This window comes from Acinetobacter lwoffii (assembly GCF_029024105.1).
GTDB lineage: Bacteria > Pseudomonadota > Gammaproteobacteria > Pseudomonadales > Moraxellaceae > Acinetobacter > Acinetobacter lwoffii.
In genome coordinates, this window is record NZ_CP118963.1 from 592,259 (window position 1) to 611,082 (window position 18,824).

The 18,824-nt window shown below is 45.8% G+C and carries 10 protein-coding genes, 6 tRNA genes and 3 rRNA genes; 17 read left to right on the forward strand and 2 right to left on the reverse strand.

Annotation, left to right across the window (positions count from 1 at the left end; all coding sequences use genetic code 11):
* Positions 1–113 precede the first annotated feature (113 nt).
* The 4 genes from trpA to PYW33_RS02730 are packed head-to-tail and all read left to right on the forward strand — an operon-like array spanning position 114 to position 4,130.
* Positions 114–917 (forward strand): tryptophan synthase subunit alpha, encoded by an 804-nt coding sequence (gene trpA / locus PYW33_RS02715; protein WP_004645173.1) that lies wholly within the window; start codon positions 114–116, stop codon positions 915–917.
* Positions 914–1,810, forward strand: a complete 897-nt coding sequence (gene accD / locus PYW33_RS02720) for an acetyl-CoA carboxylase, carboxyltransferase subunit beta (RefSeq protein ID WP_004645174.1) — start codon at positions 914–916, stop codon at positions 1,808–1,810. Before trpA ends, accD begins: the two co-directional genes overlap by 4 nt.
* Entirely contained in the window at positions 1,807–3,090 is a 1,284-nt protein-coding gene (gene folC / locus PYW33_RS02725) for a bifunctional tetrahydrofolate synthase/dihydrofolate synthase (RefSeq protein WP_004645175.1), read from the forward strand. Before accD ends, folC begins: the two co-directional genes overlap by 4 nt.
* A complete protein-coding gene (locus PYW33_RS02730; RefSeq protein ID WP_004645176.1) occupies positions 3,087–4,130 on the forward strand; it encodes an SPOR domain-containing protein in 1,044 nt (347 codons plus the stop codon). Before folC ends, PYW33_RS02730 begins: the two co-directional genes overlap by 4 nt.
* On the opposite strand, the gene PYW33_RS02735 is transcribed toward PYW33_RS02730, so the two are convergent.
* The gene (locus PYW33_RS02735; protein WP_004645178.1) at positions 4,127–4,729 is read right to left on the reverse strand and encodes a dual specificity protein phosphatase family protein; all 603 of its coding nucleotides are present in this window, start codon (positions 4,727–4,729) and stop codon (positions 4,127–4,129) included. The two genes, PYW33_RS02730 and PYW33_RS02735, sit on opposite strands and share 4 nt — an antisense overlap.
* A gap of 281 nt (positions 4,730–5,010) precedes the next feature.
* On the reverse strand, positions 5,011–5,652 hold the full coding sequence (locus PYW33_RS02740) for a peroxiredoxin (protein ID WP_004645179.1): 642 nt from the start codon (positions 5,650–5,652) through the stop codon (positions 5,011–5,013).
* A gap of 332 nt (positions 5,653–5,984) precedes the next feature.
* Between PYW33_RS02740 and secA the strand changes: the two genes are divergently transcribed.
* The 13 genes from secA to rrf all read left to right on the forward strand — a co-directional run bounded on the left by secA (position 5,985) and on the right by rrf (position 18,731).
* Complete coding sequence (gene secA / locus PYW33_RS02745) at positions 5,985–8,711, forward strand: preprotein translocase subunit SecA (RefSeq protein WP_004645180.1); 2,727 nt, start codon at positions 5,985–5,987, stop codon at positions 8,709–8,711.
* Between the two features lie 141 nt (positions 8,712–8,852).
* Positions 8,853–9,206 (forward strand): hypothetical protein, encoded by a 354-nt coding sequence (locus PYW33_RS02750; RefSeq protein ID WP_004645181.1) that lies wholly within the window; start codon positions 8,853–8,855, stop codon positions 9,204–9,206.
* Between the two features lie 159 nt (positions 9,207–9,365).
* A complete protein-coding gene (gene argJ, locus PYW33_RS02755; protein WP_004645182.1) occupies positions 9,366–10,586 on the forward strand; it encodes a bifunctional glutamate N-acetyltransferase/amino-acid acetyltransferase ArgJ in 1,221 nt (406 codons plus the stop codon).
* 153 nt (positions 10,587–10,739) lie between these two features.
* Positions 10,740–11,807, forward strand: coding sequence for a quinolinate synthase NadA (nadA, locus tag PYW33_RS02760; RefSeq protein WP_004645183.1), 1,068 nt, complete (start codon positions 10,740–10,742; stop codon positions 11,805–11,807).
* A 151-nt stretch (positions 11,808–11,958) separates the two neighbouring features.
* A tRNA-Pro gene (locus tag PYW33_RS02765) sits at positions 11,959–12,035 on the forward strand.
* Between the two features lie 34 nt (positions 12,036–12,069).
* Positions 12,070–12,146 (forward strand) — tRNA-Arg (locus PYW33_RS02770).
* Positions 12,147–12,179: 33 nt separating this feature from the next.
* Positions 12,180–12,255: transfer RNA gene (locus PYW33_RS02775), tRNA-His, on the forward strand.
* A 17-nt stretch (positions 12,256–12,272) separates the two neighbouring features.
* Positions 12,273–12,349 (forward strand) — tRNA-Pro (locus PYW33_RS02780).
* A 913-nt stretch (positions 12,350–13,262) separates the two neighbouring features.
* A 16S ribosomal RNA gene (locus PYW33_RS02785) occupies positions 13,263–14,800 on the forward strand.
* Positions 14,801–14,860: 60 nt separating this feature from the next.
* Positions 14,861–14,937, forward strand: a tRNA-Ile gene (locus tag PYW33_RS02790).
* A 71-nt stretch (positions 14,938–15,008) separates the two neighbouring features.
* Positions 15,009–15,084 (forward strand) — tRNA-Ala (locus tag PYW33_RS02795).
* Between the two features lie 446 nt (positions 15,085–15,530).
* A 23S ribosomal RNA gene (locus PYW33_RS02800) occupies positions 15,531–18,425 on the forward strand.
* A gap of 191 nt (positions 18,426–18,616) precedes the next feature.
* Positions 18,617–18,731: ribosomal RNA gene (rrf, locus tag PYW33_RS02805) — 5S ribosomal RNA — on the forward strand.
* The 16S, 23S and 5S rRNA genes sit together here with 2 tRNA genes alongside, the layout of an rRNA operon.
* Positions 18,732–18,824 lie beyond the last annotated feature (93 nt).

Genomic DNA, 18,824 nt, shown 5'->3' on the forward strand with positions numbered 1-18,824 from the left:
GGTCGGTATCGCAGACTGTTCATTGGACAAAAAATAGCGTTACAATGCGATGTCTTGTATTTCTACATAGTCAATGCCTCAAGTTTGAAACACGTTAAGGAAAATACCACCCTATGTCACGTTTAGCCACACGATTTGGACAACTTAAATCTCAACAGCGTAAAGCTTTAGTTTCTTATGTCATGGCGGGTGATCCGCATCCAGAAGTCACAGTGCCTTTGCTGCATGAGATGGTGGAAGCGGGTGTCGACGTGATTGAGCTGGGACTTCCTTTCTCGGACCCGATGGCAGATGGGCCGGTGATTGCACTAGCTGCTGAACGTGCTCTGGCAGGTGGAACCAATACCCTGGATGCCCTGCACATGGTGAAAGAATTTCGCTTGAAAGATCGCGAAACACCAGTGGTACTGATGGGTTATCTGAATCCGGTTGAAGTGATTGGCTATGAAAAGTTTGTGGCTTATGCCTATGAATGTGGAGTAGATGGTGTACTGCTGGTGGACTTGCCACCAGAAGAAGCACAAGGTCTGGGTGAAGTACTGGAAAAATATGATATGGATCAGATTTTCCTGCTGGCACCAACTTCAACCGATGCACGTATTCAACACGTAGCGAAACAGGCCAGCGGCTTTATTTACTATGTGTCACTGAAGGGCGTGACCGGTGCAGCAACTTTAGATGTCTCTGAAGCCGCTGCACGCATTCAAAAGATTAAAGCTGTGACTGATGTTCCTGTAGGCGTAGGTTTCGGTATCAGTGATGCTGCATCTGCGAAAGCGATGGGTGTTGCTGCCGATGCAGTTATTGTGGGTAGTGCGTTTGTAAAGCAGTTTGCAACGCTCGCACCAGAACAAGCCGTTATTGCGACGGTGAATAAAGTCAAGGAGCTTCGAGCAGCGCTCGATGAGTTAGTATGAGTCAACAAGTGAAATCAGGCAAAATTCTGAGCCCATCGACCCCATGGACGGAGCGTACTGTTCCGGGCATTCAGGTACCCGATGAGCAAACGGCATATAAAGCGACATTTACCGAGCCTACGATTGAGTGTCCTGAATGTCATGCATTGGTGACCCGTACTGCCATGTCATTTAATGCCTATGTCTGTCCGCAATGTGATGAACATTTGCGCATGAAAGCCCGTGAACGTCTGAACTGGTTCTTTGATCAGGTACAAACAGAATTGGGTCAGGAATTTATAGCCAAAGATCCCCTGAAATTTGTCGATAGTAAAGCCTATCCAGACCGTATGGCTGAAGCGCAAAAGAAAACCGGTGAAACTGAAGCACTGGTGGTAATTCAGGGTTTGCTGAAAGGCGTACCGATGATTGCCTGTGCGTTTGAGTTCGACTTCATGGGCGGTTCTATGGGCACAGTGGTCGGTGACCGCTTTGTTCAGGCTGCAGAACATGCGATTGAAGCTCGTCAACCTTTGATCTGTTTTGCTGCTTCGGGTGGTGCTCGTATGCAGGAAGGCATGTTGTCCCTGATGCAAATGGCGCGTACTTCGGCTGCGATCCAGCGTTTAAAAGAAGCAGGTCTGCCTTATGTAGTGGTATTGACTCATCCAGTGTACGGCGGTGTGACCGCATCATTGGCAATGCTGGGTGATGTACATATTGCTGAACCGAAAGCGATGATTGGCTTTGCCGGTAAACGTGTGATCGAACAGACTGTACGTGAAAAACTGGAAGAACCGTTCCAGCGCGCGGAATATTTGCTTGATCATGGGGTAATCGATCAGATTGTTCACCGTCATGCATTACGTGATACAGTTTATCGTATCGTTACGAAGTTGATGAATTTGCATTGAACACAGCACCCTTAGCAACAGATTCTTTAAATACATGGCTCGATTATTGGAGCCATGTTCACGTTACGGGTATTGATTTAGGTCTGGAACGGGTTATTCCTGTGGCTGAAAAGCTGGGCGTGACATCTCCAGAGGCCAAAGTGCTGACGGTGGCAGGAACCAATGGTAAGGGTTCGACCACCACCACGCTGGCCGCGATCCTGAATGCGCAAGGCTTCAAGGTCGGGCTATATCAATCCCCCCACGTGTACCGTTTCAATGAGCGTGTTAAATTGCGCGGCATTGAAGTGGAAGATCAGTTGCTGATTGATGCTTTTGTTCAGGTCGATCAGGCTCGTCGCGAATGCGGTTTGAGCCTATCTTTCTTTGAAGCCACGACCTTGGCTGCTTTTGTGATTTTTAAAGATCAAGTCTGTGATGTGTGGGTGCTGGAAGTTGGCTTAGGCGGCCGTCTGGATGTGGTCAATGTGGTCAACCCGGATGTGGCGGTGATTACCAATATTGGTCTGGATCATACTGACTGGCTTGGTGACACCATCGAGAAAATTGCTTTTGAAAAGGCCGGAATTATTCGCCCGGATATTCCCGTGGCGTTTGGTGGACAGCAACAGATCCCGCAAGCCATTCTAAATAAAGCTCAAGAATGTAATGCATCTTTGTATGCAATCAACCGTGATTATTTCTATAAAGCCTTTGAAGATGGCCAAAGCTGGGCTTTTGCTTCATCGGGTACGACCTTAAAACTCCCAACAGGTTCGCTGGCACTGGATAATATTTCTACCGCCGTGGCCGCCATTCTGCTGAGCGGATTAAACGTCAGCCAGCAGGCAATTGCACAAGGCATTCAAACGGCAAAATTGCCGGGACGGTTTGAAATCCGTCAAATCCAGAATAAAACCGTGATTTTTGATGCAGGACATAACCCGCATGGGGTGGAATTTCTGCTGAAACAATTACGAGATTATTTAAATTACAATCAAAAATATAATGAAGTCATTTGTGTATTTTCAATGCTGGCAGATAAAGATATAAATTCTGTCGTCAAGTTATTGAAAGACACGGTTCAATTGTGGAAAATTGCACCATTATTCGTCCCACGTGCGGCAGAGGTCACAGTTTTGGCTGATGCTTTAAGCGGTGAGGCGGTAGAACAATTTGACAATGTAAAATTAGCTTTTAAATCAGCACTGGATCAAACAGATAATAATCAGCTGATTTTGGTATGTGGATCATTTCATACCTTAGAAGCGGTATGGGAGTATTTGGAAGAATGTCAATGAATAACAAACAGCGCTGGATGGGCGGTGTTGTTTTACTCGGTGGTGGTGTTTTATTGGCAGCATTACTCCTGAAAGGCCAAGATGAAATCAATCAGGACCGTCAGCAAAATCCGGCACAGGCTGCGGAAGTTGAAAATAAAGAGGCAGGCAATCATTCGCTCGGTTCTTTGACGGTCGATGTAGAAACAGAAAAGCGTTTACTTGAACAGCAACGCCGTGATCGCGAAAAAGCGGTTGCAGAACAGGAGGCGCGTGCAGCCGAATTTTTAGCGATGCAACAGCAGGCTGAAGCAGATGCTGCACGTAAAGCGGCTGAAGAATATGCTGCCCTGAATGCACACCGCCTAGGACAGCAAAGTTCCGATAATATTCCACCAGAACTGGTGGAAGATGAACAGGCCAAGCAGAAACGTCTGGCTGAAGAAAAAGCGGTGCAAGAAAAAAAGTTAGCCCAGCAGCAGCTGGACCAACAAAAAGCCAATAGTTCTACTGATGCAGCCAAGAAAGAAGCAGAGCGTAAAGCTGCTGAAAGTAAAGCCGCTGAAGAAAAACGCAAGTTAGAGCAACAGCAAAAAACCGAAGCAGAACGTAAGGCGGCTGAAGCAAAACGTAAAACCGAGGAAGAGCGTAAAGCGGCTGAAAAGAAAGAAGCTGAACGTAAAGCTGCCGAGGAAAAACGTAAAGCTGACGAAAAACGTAAAGCTGAAGAAGCCAAGAAAAAGGCTACAGCCGAAGAAGCCAAGAAGAAAGCAGAAGCTGAGCAGGCGCGTAAGTTACTGGAAGGTGAAGAGGACAAGCAATGGATGGTACAGGTGGCACTGGCAGCGAATGAAGCCAATGCAGATGCTGTAGCAGCCAAACTGCGTGCTAAAGGTTATAAAGTGACCAAAAGCTCAACTTCTAAAGGTGTACGCATCATGGTGGGGCCGTCCAAAGACCGTGAGACTGCAGATGCACTCCGTAAGAAAATTGCGTCTGATGCCAGCCTGAATATGAAATCAGCTTGGGTGAATGATTGGGTGCCACTGGATAAGCGTTAATTCTTTGCATTAACCAAAGTTTTTGTAGATGGATTCGTGAGTTGCTCGCGAATCCATTTTACATTTTTAGGGGTGAATAGATTGTCAATATTGCGCCAAATGGCATGAAAGCCATAACCGCCATGTTTCATTTCCTGTAGTGCCTGCTCAATCGGCCAATGTTCAAAAATAATCCGGTACATGGCGACACTGGCACCGGTTCGGTCTGAGCCGTGATAACAATGCAGGAGCACCTTTTGATGATTTTGTTGTGCTTGCTGAATCAGTAGCATAATTTTCAATAAATCTTCCCGATCAATTGCCCAGGTATGTATGGGTACATGATGCAGCTGAAATTTTTCATTGCTCAAAAGAAAGCTGTCTTTATCCCGTGAACGTAAATTAATAACCACATCGATCTTATGCTGTTTTAATAAAGGAATGAGTTCAGTTGAAGGCTGCTCACTACGATAGACAAAATTGCTGATTTGATGAAAATTATGATCCTGATGAATGGGCTGTCCCCAATGTTGAGGACGTTGAGGTTCAGGTAGGGCGGGCGTAGTCATGCAACCTGTCAGGAGGCAGCTCATCAGGATTAGAAATATGCAGATTTCCATACAGAGCATAGATGTTGTTTTTGTTATTTCAAGTTTAAAGTGGATATGGGATTTTGAATATAAAAAAGCCTATCCGAAGACAGGCTGTATCAACAAATCGAATCCGTGGCACGTCAATGTCGTATTCGATAAAGCATAAAATGTGGAAAATAGAGTTTCTCTTATCCTTTACTTTGCTTGTCTTGCGCAAAATTAAAAAGGAGTCCTTTTAATTTGTTGCTCGAAGCATAGCTTCTCACCTTCTTGCGGAATATATTCCTCAGGGCAGAGCAGTGCTCTGCTTATCCTTGCTCAGGATGGGGCGTTAAGCGCAGGTAAGGCGTGACCGCTGTATAACCTTTTGGAAAACGTTGCTTGATTTCTTCCTCATCTTTCAGTGAAGGGATAATCACAACATCATCACCATGCTGCCAGTTCGCAGGCGTTGCTACTTTATGGCTATCGGTGAGTTGCAGGGAGTCCACCACACGCAAGATTTCATGGAAATTACGGCCGGTCGATGCAGGATAAGTAATAATCAAACGGACTTTTTTATTGGGATCAATGACCACTAAAGAACGAACCGTTAGAGTTTCACTGGCATTTGGATGAATAAAGTCATATAGCTCGGAAACTTTACGATCCTGATCGGCAATGATCGGGAAATTCACCGTGGCGTTCTGGGTTTCATTAATATCTTTAATCCAGCCATGATGCGACTCCACATCATCAACTGACAAGGCAATCGCTTTAACACCACGTTTTGCAAACTCATCTTTCAGTTTTGCGGTATAGCCAAGTTCAGTCGTACATACCGGTGTATAGTCGGCAGGGTGTGAAAATAAAATGCCCCAGCTATCACCCAGAAAATCATAAAAATTAATCAGGCCTTCACTGGATTGCTGTTCAAAATTCGGTGCGGTATCGCCTAAACGTAAACTCATCTTTTTAGCCTCAATTGGTCTTTTAATGTCGAGATAGGATTTAATATGAATCAAATTTTTTATGATTAAAAATAGTGTTTTTTGCTTTCTTTATGAGTAAATTGCATAAATGGGATATCCATCTATCCAGAAGCGCAAAAATCAGTCACTTAATTGACTATGTTGCACAGGGAAAATTTGCTACATTACTTTGCCTTAGATCTTAGGGCTAGAACTAAGGATCAGATTTTTTTAGCGGTTTTACAGCAAAACCCTTGTAGTTCAAATTTCTAGCACCATAATAACGACTAAGAACATATTCATTTGACAAGCAAGATTTAGAGAGTCTATTCATGTTGGCAAGTCTGATCGGAGGAATCTTCGGTACCAAAAATGAGCGCGAACTCAAACGCATGCGTAAAATCGTAGACAAGATTAATGTGCTCGAGCCGACGATATCTACCCTTAGCGATGCAGACTTATCTGCAAAAACTGAAGAATTCAAACAACGATATAATAAGGGTGAAACCCTCGATAAATTATTGCCTGAAGCATTTGCAGTCTGTCGTGAAGCGGCGAAGCGGGTGATGGGCATGCGTCATTATGACGTGCAGCTGATCGGTGGTATTACCTTGCATGAAGGCAAAATCGCAGAAATGCGTACCGGTGAAGGTAAAACCCTGATGGGTACTTTGGCCTGTTATCTGAATGCCATCAGTGGTCAGGGCGTGCATGTCATTACCGTGAACGATTACCTGGCGCAACGTGATGCCGAGTTGAACCGTCCATTATTTGAGTTTTTGGGTTTAAGCATCGGCATTATTTATTCCATGCAAAATCCGATGGAAAAAGCTGAAGCTTATCGTGCCGATATTACTTACGGTACCAATAACGAATTTGGCTTTGACTACCTGCGTGACAACATGGTGTTCTCGCTGGCTGAGAAAAAGCAGCGTGGTTTGACCTATGCGATTATCGATGAGGTCGATTCGATCCTGATTGATGAAGCACGTACCCCGTTGATTATTTCCGGTCAAAGTGAAGATTCTTCACAGCTTTATGCAGCCATCAATAATATTCCACCAAAATTACAGGCACAGAAAGAAGAGAAAGTGCCGGATGGCGGTCACTTCTGGATTGATGAAAAACAGCGTTCAGTTGAAATTACTGAAGTGGGTTTTGAAACCATTGAAAGTGAATTGATTGAAATGGGCTTGCTGGCAGAAGGCGAGAGCTTGTATTCAGCGTCGAACCTGAACCTGTTGCATCATGTCACTGCAGCGATCCGTGCCCATTATCTCTATCAACGCAATGTGCAATACATCATCAACGATGGTGAAGTGATTATTGTCGATGAAAATACCGGTCGTACCATGCCGGGACGTCGCTGGTCTGAAGGTTTGCATCAAGCCGTAGAAGCCAAAGAGGGTCTGGAAATCCAGCCGGAAAACCAGACTCTGGCAACCACAACCTTCCAGAACTATTTCCGTCTGTATAAAAAATTATCCGGTATGACCGGTACTGCTGATACTGAAGCAGCGGAAATGAAAGAAATTTATGGTCTGGATGTGGTGCTGATTCCGACCCACCGTCCAATGATTCGTCAAGACCATAACGATTTAATTTATTTAAATCGTGAAGGGAAATATAACGCGATTATTCAAGAAATTCAGCGTGTGCATGAAGCTGGTGTCGCACCAATTTTGATTGGTACAGCCACCATTGAAGCTTCTGAGATTCTGTCGGATAAGCTAAAAGCGGCAGGGATCCAGCATGAAGTACTGAATGCCAAACAGCACGAACGTGAAGCCGATATTATTGCGCAGGCCGGTGCGCCGCGTGCAGTGACGATTGCCACCAACATGGCCGGTCGTGGTACCGATATTCTCTTGGGTGGTAACTGGAAGGCGTTGCTGGCTAAAATTGAAAACCCGACTCCTGAAGATGAAACGCGTCTGAAAGCAGAATGGGATGTTAATCACCAGGCTGTGCTGGATTCAGGCGGTTTGCATATTATCGGTTCCGAGCGTCATGAATCACGCCGTATCGATAACCAGCTGCGTGGTCGTGCCGGTCGTCAAGGTGACCCGGGTGTATCGCGTTTCTATCTGTCACTTGAAGATGACTTGATGCGTATTTTTGCCGGTGATCGCGTAGTCGGCATGATGCGTGCCATGGGCTTGCAGGAAGATGAAGCGATTGAGCACAAAATGGTGTCTCGCTCGATTGAAAATGCGCAGCGTAAAGTGGAAGCACGTAACTTCGATATTCGTAAGAATTTGCTGAAATACGATGACGTCAATAACGAACAGCGTAAGATCATTTATAGTCAGCGTGACGACATTCTGGCAGAAAATTCACTGCAGGATTATATTGAAGAAATGATCCGTGAAGTGATGCAGGGTGTAATCGCCAACTATATTCCGCCTGAATCGATTCATGACCAGTGGGATAGTGAAGGTCTGGAACTGGCGCTGCGTGAAGATCTTTCGATGGATCTTCCTATCGGACAATGGCTGGAACAGGACCGTCGTCTGGATGAAGAAGCTTTGGTGGTGCGCATTACCGATGAAGTACTGAACCGCTACCGTTCACGTCGTGAACAAATGGGTGAAGAATCTGCAGCTTCGCTTGAACGTCACTTTATGCTGAATTCTCTGGATCGTCATTGGAAAGAGCATCTGGCGGCTATGGATTATTTGCGTCAAGGTATTCATTTACGTGGTTATGCGCAAAAGAATCCAGAGCAGGAATATAAAAAAGAAGCTTATAACCTGTTTGTAAACATGCTGGGTACGATTAAGTCCGATGTCGTGACAGATCTGTCACGCATCCACGTACCGACACCTGAAGAGCTGGCGGAAATGGAAGCACAGCAGCAGGCACAGGCTGAGGCAATGCGTTTGCAGTTATCTCATGAAGAGTTTGACGGCTTGCTGGCAGGTGAACATGAGGTGACGACCGAGCAAAATGTTCAGGCGAATCCTGTAGCACCAGTCTTTGAAGCACCGGCAAGTCGTAATGCACCTTGTCCATGTGGTTCAGGCCTGAAATACAAACAGTGTCATGGCAAGATCTAAACAGTGTTAAAAAAAATCAGAGCCACATGGCTCTGATTTTTTTATGTATGAAGATTTTTCAGAAATTGAATACTGTTTGCAGTCTTAGGAATTAAATGCTATTTAATGGCTCATTCAACACCTCAAAGTGGAATAACCTGAATGAAAAAAGTATTAAAAACGCTCATGATTGCCGCTTTGGCAATACCTGCCTTAAGTTTTGCACAAACTGCAGCGACCACAACAATTGATAAAGTTCAGCAAGCGGTAGGTACTAACACTGCTCAAGTACAACGTACCGATGCGCAAGTGACTGTAGCAAGCCCACGTACCGGCATCCGTTATACCTTTGCCAACCAGAACCGTCCGATTGTATTGCAGACCGCTGCGATTGCAGCTGCTAATGCGGCAAATGCAGACCGTATTGTTGCTACTAATCCTGCACTTTCTAGTGCAAGTCAACAACAAGCGAAACAGGCTTTACTAAGCGAATCTGGACAACTTGCACAAAATTAAAAATATCTTAATTTTAAAAACGTAGAAACCAGTCTTGATGACTGGTTTTTTATTGTGAAAACCCATAACAAATCTCAGGCTGGCTCAGGCTTTGGCTCGATTTTTTGTTGCAGATCAACTAAGCTGTATTTTTCTAAAACTTCAATATTGGACTTTAAAATGGCAGTTGGTGACGTATCTATGCCACAGATGCATGTGGTGAAAGGGGTTAAAATTGGTTCGGCTGAAGCCTATGTGCGCTATCAGAACCGACGTGACCTGGTGATATTTGAACTAGCTGCAGGCTCCAATGTTGCTGGGGTGTTTACCCAGAATGCCTTTTGTGCAGCACCAGTGCATGTATCTAAAGCCCATTTGCAAGCTGGCAATCCACGTTACTTGGTAATCAATACCGGCAATGCCAATGCTGGAACAGGTCCTACAGGCATGGCAAATGCAGAAGCCACCTGTGCCAAGCTGGCTGAACTTGCAGGCGTGCAGGCTGCTGAAGTGTTGCCATTCTCGACTGGTGTGATTGGTGAGCAGCTTCCGATGGAGCGTTTACTTACAGGTTTACAGCCTGCGCTGGACTCATTGCGTGATGATGCCTGGGTCGACGCAGCGACCGGAATCATGACCACAGATACCACTCCGAAAGGTGCTTCAGAGCAGTTCGAGCTGGATGGTGTGACTTATACCATGACCGGTATTTCCAAAGGTGCAGGCATGATTCGTCCTAATATGGCGACCATGTTGGGTTATGTTGCGACAGATGCGCCGATCAGCCGTGAACTGGTTCAACAGTTATTAACTGAAACGGTCAATGTATCGTTTAACCGTATTACCATTGATGGCGATACCTCGACCAATGATTCGTGTATTTTTATTGCCACAGGTCAGGCCGGTGGTGCTGAGATCACTTCGACTGAAGATCCGCGTTATGCAGTGGTGCTAGACGTATTGACACGTACCATGAAACGCCTTGCGCAACTGATTGTACGTGATGGTGAAGGTGCGACTAAATTCATTACCGTGACTGTAGAAGGCGGTGGTAATACTCAAGAGTGCTGCGATATTGCTTATAGCATTGCGCATTCACCGCTGGTTAAAACCGCAATCTTTGCTTCTGATCCAAACTGGGGCCGTATTCTGGCAGCGATTGGTTATGCAGGTGTGCCGAATTTAGACGTTGCAAAAATTCAGGTTTGGTTAGATGATGTACAAATCTGTAAAGATGGTGGTGCGGCAGCAGACTATACTGAAGCAGCCGGTGCACGTGTGATGGCCCAGGCTGAAATGACGATTCGTGTTGATCTTGGACGAGGTCAGGCAAAAGATACGGTTTATACCTGTGACCTGTCGTATGACTACGTAAAAATCAATGCAGATTATCGCTCATAATTCAGATTGTTTATAAAGCCTCCGTTGTGGGGCTTTTTTTATACTTAATGATTTTTAATGACTGGTCAAAAATAGCATTTCGCCAGAGATGACCGGGATGTAGGGTGAAAGGTTCATTGAATAGTGAACCATGAGGGTAGAGTAAGAGTTGTTATGAATGATGCGACCAAATTAATAGCCAATGAAGCTAAATCGATTGTGCAGGCGCATTTAGATCGTTTAGGTGTTCCACAAGAACATCAAATGAGCCAGCAGGAAAAATTGGACAAATTTGCACAGATCAAGGCAGAGCTGGAAAAACAGGATGCTGTTTTGGTGGCGCATTATTATTGTGATCCTGAAGTGCAAGAACTGGCTGAACTGACGGGGGGCTGTGTTTCCGATTCACTGGAAATGGCGCGTTTTGGTCGCGATCATCCAGCTTCAACGCTTGTGGTAGCTGGTGTGAAATTTATGGGCGAAACCTCTAAAATTCTTTCACCCAATAAAACCGTGCTGATGCCAACTTTGGAAGCGACCTGTTCACTGGACTTAGGTTGTCCTGTCGATGAGTTTACCGCTTTTTGCGATGCGCATCCGGATCATACCGTGGTGGTTTATGCTAACACGTCAGCGGCTGTGAAAGCCCGAGCCGATTGGGTCGTCACTTCAAGTTGTGCAGTGGAAATTATCGAACATCTGGACGGTCTGGGCGAAAAAATCATCTGGGCACCCGATCAGCATTTGGGTCGTTATATCCAGAAAAAAACCGGTGCAGAGATGTTGCTCTGGGATGGTGCTTGTATCGTACATGAAGAATTCCGTTCACGCGGTATTGCCAATATGAAAGCACTCTATCCAGATGCTGCGGTTCTGGTACATCCTGAATCACCGATGTCTGTAGTCGAGATTGCCGATGCCGTGGGTAGTACCTCACAATTAATTAAAGCAGCACAGACTTTGCCGAATCAACGTTTAATCGTTGCTACTGATCGCGGTATTTTTTATAAAATGCAGCAGGCAGTGCCGGATAAAATTCTGATTGAAGCACCAACCGCAGGAGAGGGGGCAACTTGTCGTTCTTGTGCGCATTGTCCTTGGATGGCCATGAACGAGCTGGATGGTATCTTGCATGTGTTACAGCATAAAGATCAGGAAGTGCATGTCGATCCGGTACTTGCTGAACGAGCTAAACTGCCTCTAGATCGCATGCTGAACTTTAGTGCCGGACTAAAACGTTAAAATTTGTATAAAAAATGTCTGAAGCGATTGATAAATAAACGCTTGAAGCGTTTTTTCGGTTTTTTTTAAATATAGGTGTTGACGTCTCCGGGCGTCGCGCCTAGAATGCACACCGTACCGAACGATGTTCGATACGAAAGCTGAGATGAATCGGAGCATAGCACAGCCTGGTAGTGCACCTGGTTTGGGACCAGGGGGTCGTAGGTTCGAATCCTACTGCTCCGACCAATTCTTCAAGGCAAATGATGTTTGCATCAGTAACGCGCTTGTAGCTCAGTTGGATAGAGCATCCGCCTTCTAAGCGGATGGTCACAGGTTCGAATCCTGTCAGGCGCGCCATTTGGTCGCTTGATGTTAAGAATCAAAATGATGGTGGATGTAGCTCAGTTGGTAGAGCCCTGGATTGTGATTCCAGTTGTCGCGGGTTCGAATCCCGTCATTCACCCCAACTTTTAAAGTTGAAATCGGAGCATAGCACAGCCTGGTAGTGCACCTGGTTTGGGACCAGGGGGTCGTAGGTTCGAATCCTACTGCTCCGACCATCTCCTTCAAGATGGTCGAGATAAAAGATACCGCGTTAAGCGGTTTTTTTATGCCTGAAATTCAATGTGAATAAAAAATATACAATTGTTATCGGTGGCTATCATGATGAATGCTCGAATTCCTATTAAATTATTTTTCATCTAATAAAACTGTGCATTGAAGATTGCTTTCTTCTCGCATTGCTTCACTCTTAATTTTAATCATTCAACAATTTAACCAGAGTTTATCTATAGAGTGATTATCTTGTTGAATGGAATTTTAATGGATGGATGAGGATCATATTTTTAAAATGGGTAAGGGATTCCATAGTAAATCTATTTTATTAACTCATCTGTTGTGTTTGATCTGAAATAAAGACAATAAAAAATTTTTAGATAGATATAGCAATTAAATTAACTAGAAATACCCATTGATAAGTAAATAAACTACTTTAAAACATCAATAATTGAATAAATTTTGAGTGAAAAATAGAAAAACCTGTATTTTTTGTAGAATAAATAAACAATCGTGATGATTTTTCTGAATTATTTAAAAATAGGGGTTGTATTGGGCCGGGAATGCTGTAGAATGCACATCCATCGGCGGTGATGAAGATTAAAACTTCTGATAAAACAGTGACTTAGTTAAGTTTGATTGAGTTGGGTTTTATTTGATAAGTTTAAAAATAATCTGAATTACTGGTTGACTTTCTAGAGATAGAGAGTAATATAGTCGACCTAGCTTGCTGGTGACGAATTAGCAAGAAGATCATTAAGAGATTATGAAGAACAACTTGTGTGGATTTTTACTGGTTGATTGATCGAAATTATTTTCATTGATTGATGGTAGAAATTACTCGAAGTTTATTTGAGAAATATTTGTCAGAAAATTGATGAGCCAAGATTGGTGCCCTTTAAGGCACTACATAGTATTAAACTGAAGAGTTTGATCATGGCTCAGATTGAACGCTGGCGGCAGGCTTAACACATGCAAGTCGAGCGGGGAAATGTAGCTTGCTACATTACCTAGCGGCGGACGGGTGAGTAATGCTTAGGAATCTGCCTATTAGTGGGGGACAACATCTCGAAAGGGATGCTAATACCGCATACGTCCTACGGGAGAAAGCAGGGGACCTTCGGGCCTTGCGCTAATAGATGAGCCTAAGTCGGATTAGCTAGTTGGTGGGGTAAAGGCCTACCAAGGCGACGATCTGTAGCGGGTCTGAGAGGATGATCCGCCACACTGGGACTGAGACACGGCCCAGACTCCTACGGGAGGCAGCAGTGGGGAATATTGGACAATGGGGGGAACCCTGATCCAGCCATGCCGCGTGTGTGAAGAAGGCCTTTTGGTTGTAAAGCACTTTAAGCGAGGAGGAGGCTACCGAGATTAATACTCTTGGATAGTGGACGTTACTCGCAGAATAAGCACCGGCTAACTCTGTGCCAGCAGCCGCGGTAATACAGAGGGTGCAAGCGTTAATCGGATTTACTGGGCGTAAAGCGCGCGTAGGTGGCCAATTAAGTCAAATGTGAAATCCCCGAGCTTAACTTGGGAATTGCATTCGATACTGGTTGGCTAGAGTATGGGAGAGGATGGTAGAATTCCAGGTGTAGCGGTGAAATGCGTAGAGATCTGGAGGAATACCGATGGCGAAGGCAGCCATCTGGCCTAATACTGACACTGAGGTGCGAAAGCATGGGGAGCAAACAGGATTAGATACCCTGGTAGTCCATGCCGTAAACGATGTCTACTAGCCGTTGGGGCCTTTGAGGCTTTAGTGGCGCAGCTAACGCGATAAGTAGACCGCCTGGGGAGTACGGTCGCAAGACTAAAACTCAAATGAATTGACGGGGGCCCGCACAAGCGGTGGAGCATGTGGTTTAATTCGATGCAACGCGAAGAACCTTACCTGGTCTTGACATAGTAAGAACTTTCCAGAGATGGATTGGTGCCTTCGGGAACTTACATACAGGTGCTGCATGGCTGTCGTCAGCTCGTGTCGTGAGATGTTGGGTTAAGTCCCGCAACGAGCGCAACCCTTTTCCTTATTTGCCAGCGGGTTAAGCCGGGAACTTTAAGGATACTGCCAGTGACAAACTGGAGGAAGGCGGGGACGACGTCAAGTCATCATGGCCCTTACGACCAGGGCTACACACGTGCTACAATGGTCGGTACAAAGGGTTGCTACCTCGCGAGAGGATGCTAATCTCAAAAAGCCGATCGTAGTCCGGATTGGAGTCTGCAACTCGACTCCATGAAGTCGGAATCGCTAGTAATCGCGGATCAGAATGCCGCGGTGAATACGTTCCCGGGCCTTGTACACACCGCCCGTCACACCATGGGAGTTTGTTGCACCAGAAGTAGGTAGTCTAACCTTAGGGGGGACGCTTACCACGGTGTGGCAGATGACTGGGGTGAAGTCGTAACAAGGTAGCCGTAGGGGAACCTGCGGCTGGATCACCTCCTTAACGAAAGATTGACGATTGGTAAGAATCCACAACAAGTTGTTCTTCATACGATGTATCTGAGGGTCTGTAGCTCAGTTGGTTAGAGCACACGCTTGATAAGCGTGGGGTCACAAGTTCAAGTCTTGTCAGACCCACCAAATCTGACTAACGAAGCATGAAAGTGCTGAAGCAAACAGAACAGAACGATACATTGACTTATTGATAAGCTGGGGACTTAGCTTAGTTGGTAGAGCGCCTGCTTTGCACGCAGGAGGTCAGGAGTTCGACTCTCCTAGTCTCCACCATACATTCCTTCGGAATGTATAAAGACAAAAGCTAATAAATAGACAATCAGTTGATTGTTAGTTTAGTCCTTAAGCGATCAAGTGTTTAGATCCTAGAGATTAACAAGTACAAGCGTTATGATACGCGCACTTGATAACCTCTGTGATTTATCACAGTTTCCTGACCTGACGAAGGCTGGAAAAATCATTAACAGAATATATTTGAGTTGAAATAATTTGTTCAAACTCGTTTTTAAGATCAACACTAACAGTGATTTATTCCTGTGATGTGAAGATTAAGGAAATGAGTTCTAGCGAAATTAACTGAATCAAGCGTTTTGGTATATGAATCTAATTGAAGCTGTACTGTAGTTAAATCTACAAAACGCCAACTGTATGAGTAAGTCGCAAGACAAGCTCTGTTGCTTATCCTACTTGTAAGGATAAACGACTGTTTGGGGTTGTATAGTCAAGTAATTAAGTGCATGTGGTGGATGCCTTGGCAGTCAGAGGCGATGAAAGACGTGATAGCCTGCGAAAAGCTCCGGGGAGGCGGCAAATATCCTGTGATCCGGAGATGTCTGAATGGGGAAACCCACTTACCATAAGGTAGGTATTGCAACATGAATACATAGTGTTGCAAGGCGAACGAGGGGAAGTGAAACATCTCAGTACCCTTAGGAAAAGAAATCAATTGAGATTCCCTCAGTAGCGGCGAGCGAAAGGGGAAGAGCCCATTAAGTCATATAAGTTCTAGTGGAACGCTCTGGGAAGTGCGACCGTAGACGGTGATAGTCCTGTACACGAAAGGGCTTATATGATGATGTCGAGTAGGGCGAGGCACGTGAAACCTTGTCTGAATATGGGGGGACCATCCTCCAAGGCTAAATACTCCTGACTGACCGATAGTGAACCAGTACCGTGAGGGAAAGGCGAAAAGAACCCCTGTGAGGGGAGTGAAATAGATCCTGAAACCGCATGCATACAAGCAGTGGGAGCCGGCTTAGTCCGGTGACTGCGTACCTTTTGTATAATGGGTCAGCGACTTATATTCAGTAGCAAGGTTAACCGAATAGGGGAGCCGTAGGGAAACCGAGTCTTAATAGGGCGTTTAGTTGCTGGGTATAGACCCGAAACCAGGTGATCTATCCATGAGCAGGTTGAAGGTTGGGTAACACTAACTGGAGGACCGAACCCACTGTCGTTGAAAAGCCAGGGGATGACTTGTGGATAGGGGTGAAAGGCTAATCAAACTTGGTGATAGCTGGTTCTCCCCGAAAGCTATTTAGGTAGCGCCTCGGACGAATACCATTGGGGGTAGAGCACTGTTTCGGCTAGGGGGTCATCCCGACTTACCAAACCGATGCAAACTCCGAATACCAATGAGTACTATCCGGGAGACAGACTGCGGGTGCTAACGTCCGTAGTCAAGAGGAAAACAATCCAGACCGCCAGCTAAGGCCCCAAAATTATAGTTAAGTGGGAAACGATGTGGGAAGGCATAGACAGCTAGGAGGTTGGCTTAGAAGCAGCCACCCTTTAAAGAAAGCGTAATAGCTCACTAGTCGAGTCGGCCTGCGCGGAAGATGTAACGGGGCTAAAACTATATGCCGAAGCTGCGGATGCATAATTTATTATGCGTGGTAGGGGAGCGTTCTGTAAGCCGATGAAGGTGGATTGAGAAGTCTGCTGGAGGTATCAGAAGTGCGAATGCTGACGTGAGTAACGACAATGCGAGTGAAAAACTCGCACGCTGAAAGACCAAGGGTTCCAGTCCAACGTTAATCGGGGCTGGGTGAGTCGACCCCTAAGGCGAGGCCGAGAGGCGTAGTCGATGGGAAATTGGTTAATATTCCAATACTTCTGTGTAATGCGATGAGAGGACGGAGAAGGTTAAGTCAGCCTGGCGTTGGTTGTCCAGGTGGAAGGTTGTAGGCATGTATCTTAGGCAAATCCGGGGTACTCTATGCTGAGAACTGATAGCAAGCTGTACTTGTACAGTGAAGTGGCTGATACCATGCTTCCAGGAAAAGTCTCTAAGCTTCAGTTACACAGGAATCGTACCCGAAACCGACACAGGTGGTCAGGTCGAGTAGACCAAAGCGCTTGAGAGAACTCTGCTGAAGGAACTAGGCAAAATGGTACCGTAACTTCGGGAGAAGGTACGCTGTTGTCTGTGATAGGACTTGCTCCTTGAGCGGGCGACAGCCTCAGAAACCAGGCCCCTGCAACTGTTTATTAAAAACATAGCACTCTGCAAACACGAAAGTGGACGTATAGGGTGTGATGCCTGCCCGGTGCTGGAAGGTTAATTGATGGGGTTAGCGTAAGCGAAGCTCTTGATCGAAGCCCCAGTAAACGGCGGCCGTAACTATAACGGTCCTAAGGTAGCGAAATTCCTTGTCGGGTAAGTTCCGACCTGCACGAATGGCATAATGATGGGGGCGCTGTCTCCAGCAGAGACTCAGTGAAATCGAATTCGCCGTGAAGATGCGGTGTACCCGCGGCTAGACGGAAAGACCCCGTGAACCTTTACTGCAGCTTGACATTGAACTTTGATCTTACTTGTGTAGGATAGGTGGGAGGCTTTGAAGTCGCGACGCTAGTTGCGATGGAGCCGTCCTTGAAATACCACCCTGGTAATATTGAGGTTCTAACTCTGTCCCGTTATCCGGGACGAGGACCATGTCTGGTGGGTAGTTTGACTGGGGCGGTCTCCTCCTAAAGAGTAACGGAGGAGTACGAAGGTGCGCTCAGCGTGGTCGGAAATCACGCGTAGAGTATAAAGGCAAAAGCGCGCTTAACTGCGAGACCCACAAGTCGAGCAGGTACGAAAGTAGGTCTTAGTGATCCGGTGGTTCTGTATGGAAGGGCCATCGCTCAACGGATAAAAGGTACTCTGGGGATAACAGGCTGATACCGCCCAAGAGTTCATATCGACGGCGGTGTTTGGCACCTCGATGTCGGCTCATCTCATCCTGGGGCTGAAGCAGGTCCCAAGGGTATGGCTGTTCGCCATTTAAAGAGGTACGCGAGCTGGGTTTAGAACGTCGTGAGACAGTTCGGTCCCTATCTACCGTGGGCGTTGGAAATTTGAGAGGATCTGCTCCTAGTACGAGAGGACCAGAGTGGACGAACCTCTGGTGTACCGGTTGTCACGCCAGTGGCATCGCCGGGTAGCTATGTTCGGAAGGGATAACCGCTGAAAGCATCTAAGCGGGAAGCCTACCTCAAGATAAGATTTCCCCGAGACTTTATGTCTCCTAAAGAGCCGTTGAAGACTACGACGTTGATAGGTTGGATGTGGAAGCATAGTGATATGTGAAGCTGACCAATACTAATTGCTCGTGAGGCTTGACTATACAACACCCAAACAGTTGTTGTATTAAGCATCAATCGATTCGATATTCAGCAAAACAGCTTGATTCATAAGCTCGTTAGTATGACAATATTCAACTCAAATAAAACCTGTTAATGAATTCTATTTGGTACGAAGTAAGGCATACGAAATAAACAGCGTAAATAAGACCCGAACAAGTCCATAAACAGTTGTGCTGGCGACCATAGCAAGAGTGAACCACCTGATCCCTTCCCGAACTCAGAAGTGAAACCTCTTAGCGCTGATGGTAGTGTGGGGTTACCCATGTGAGAGTAAGTCATCGCCAGCTCATTATTCGAAATCCCCCTCCGCATACGCAGAGGGGGATTTTTTTATGTGCGGGTTTTTAGATAAGATATTTAACATATCTATACCTCAAAGT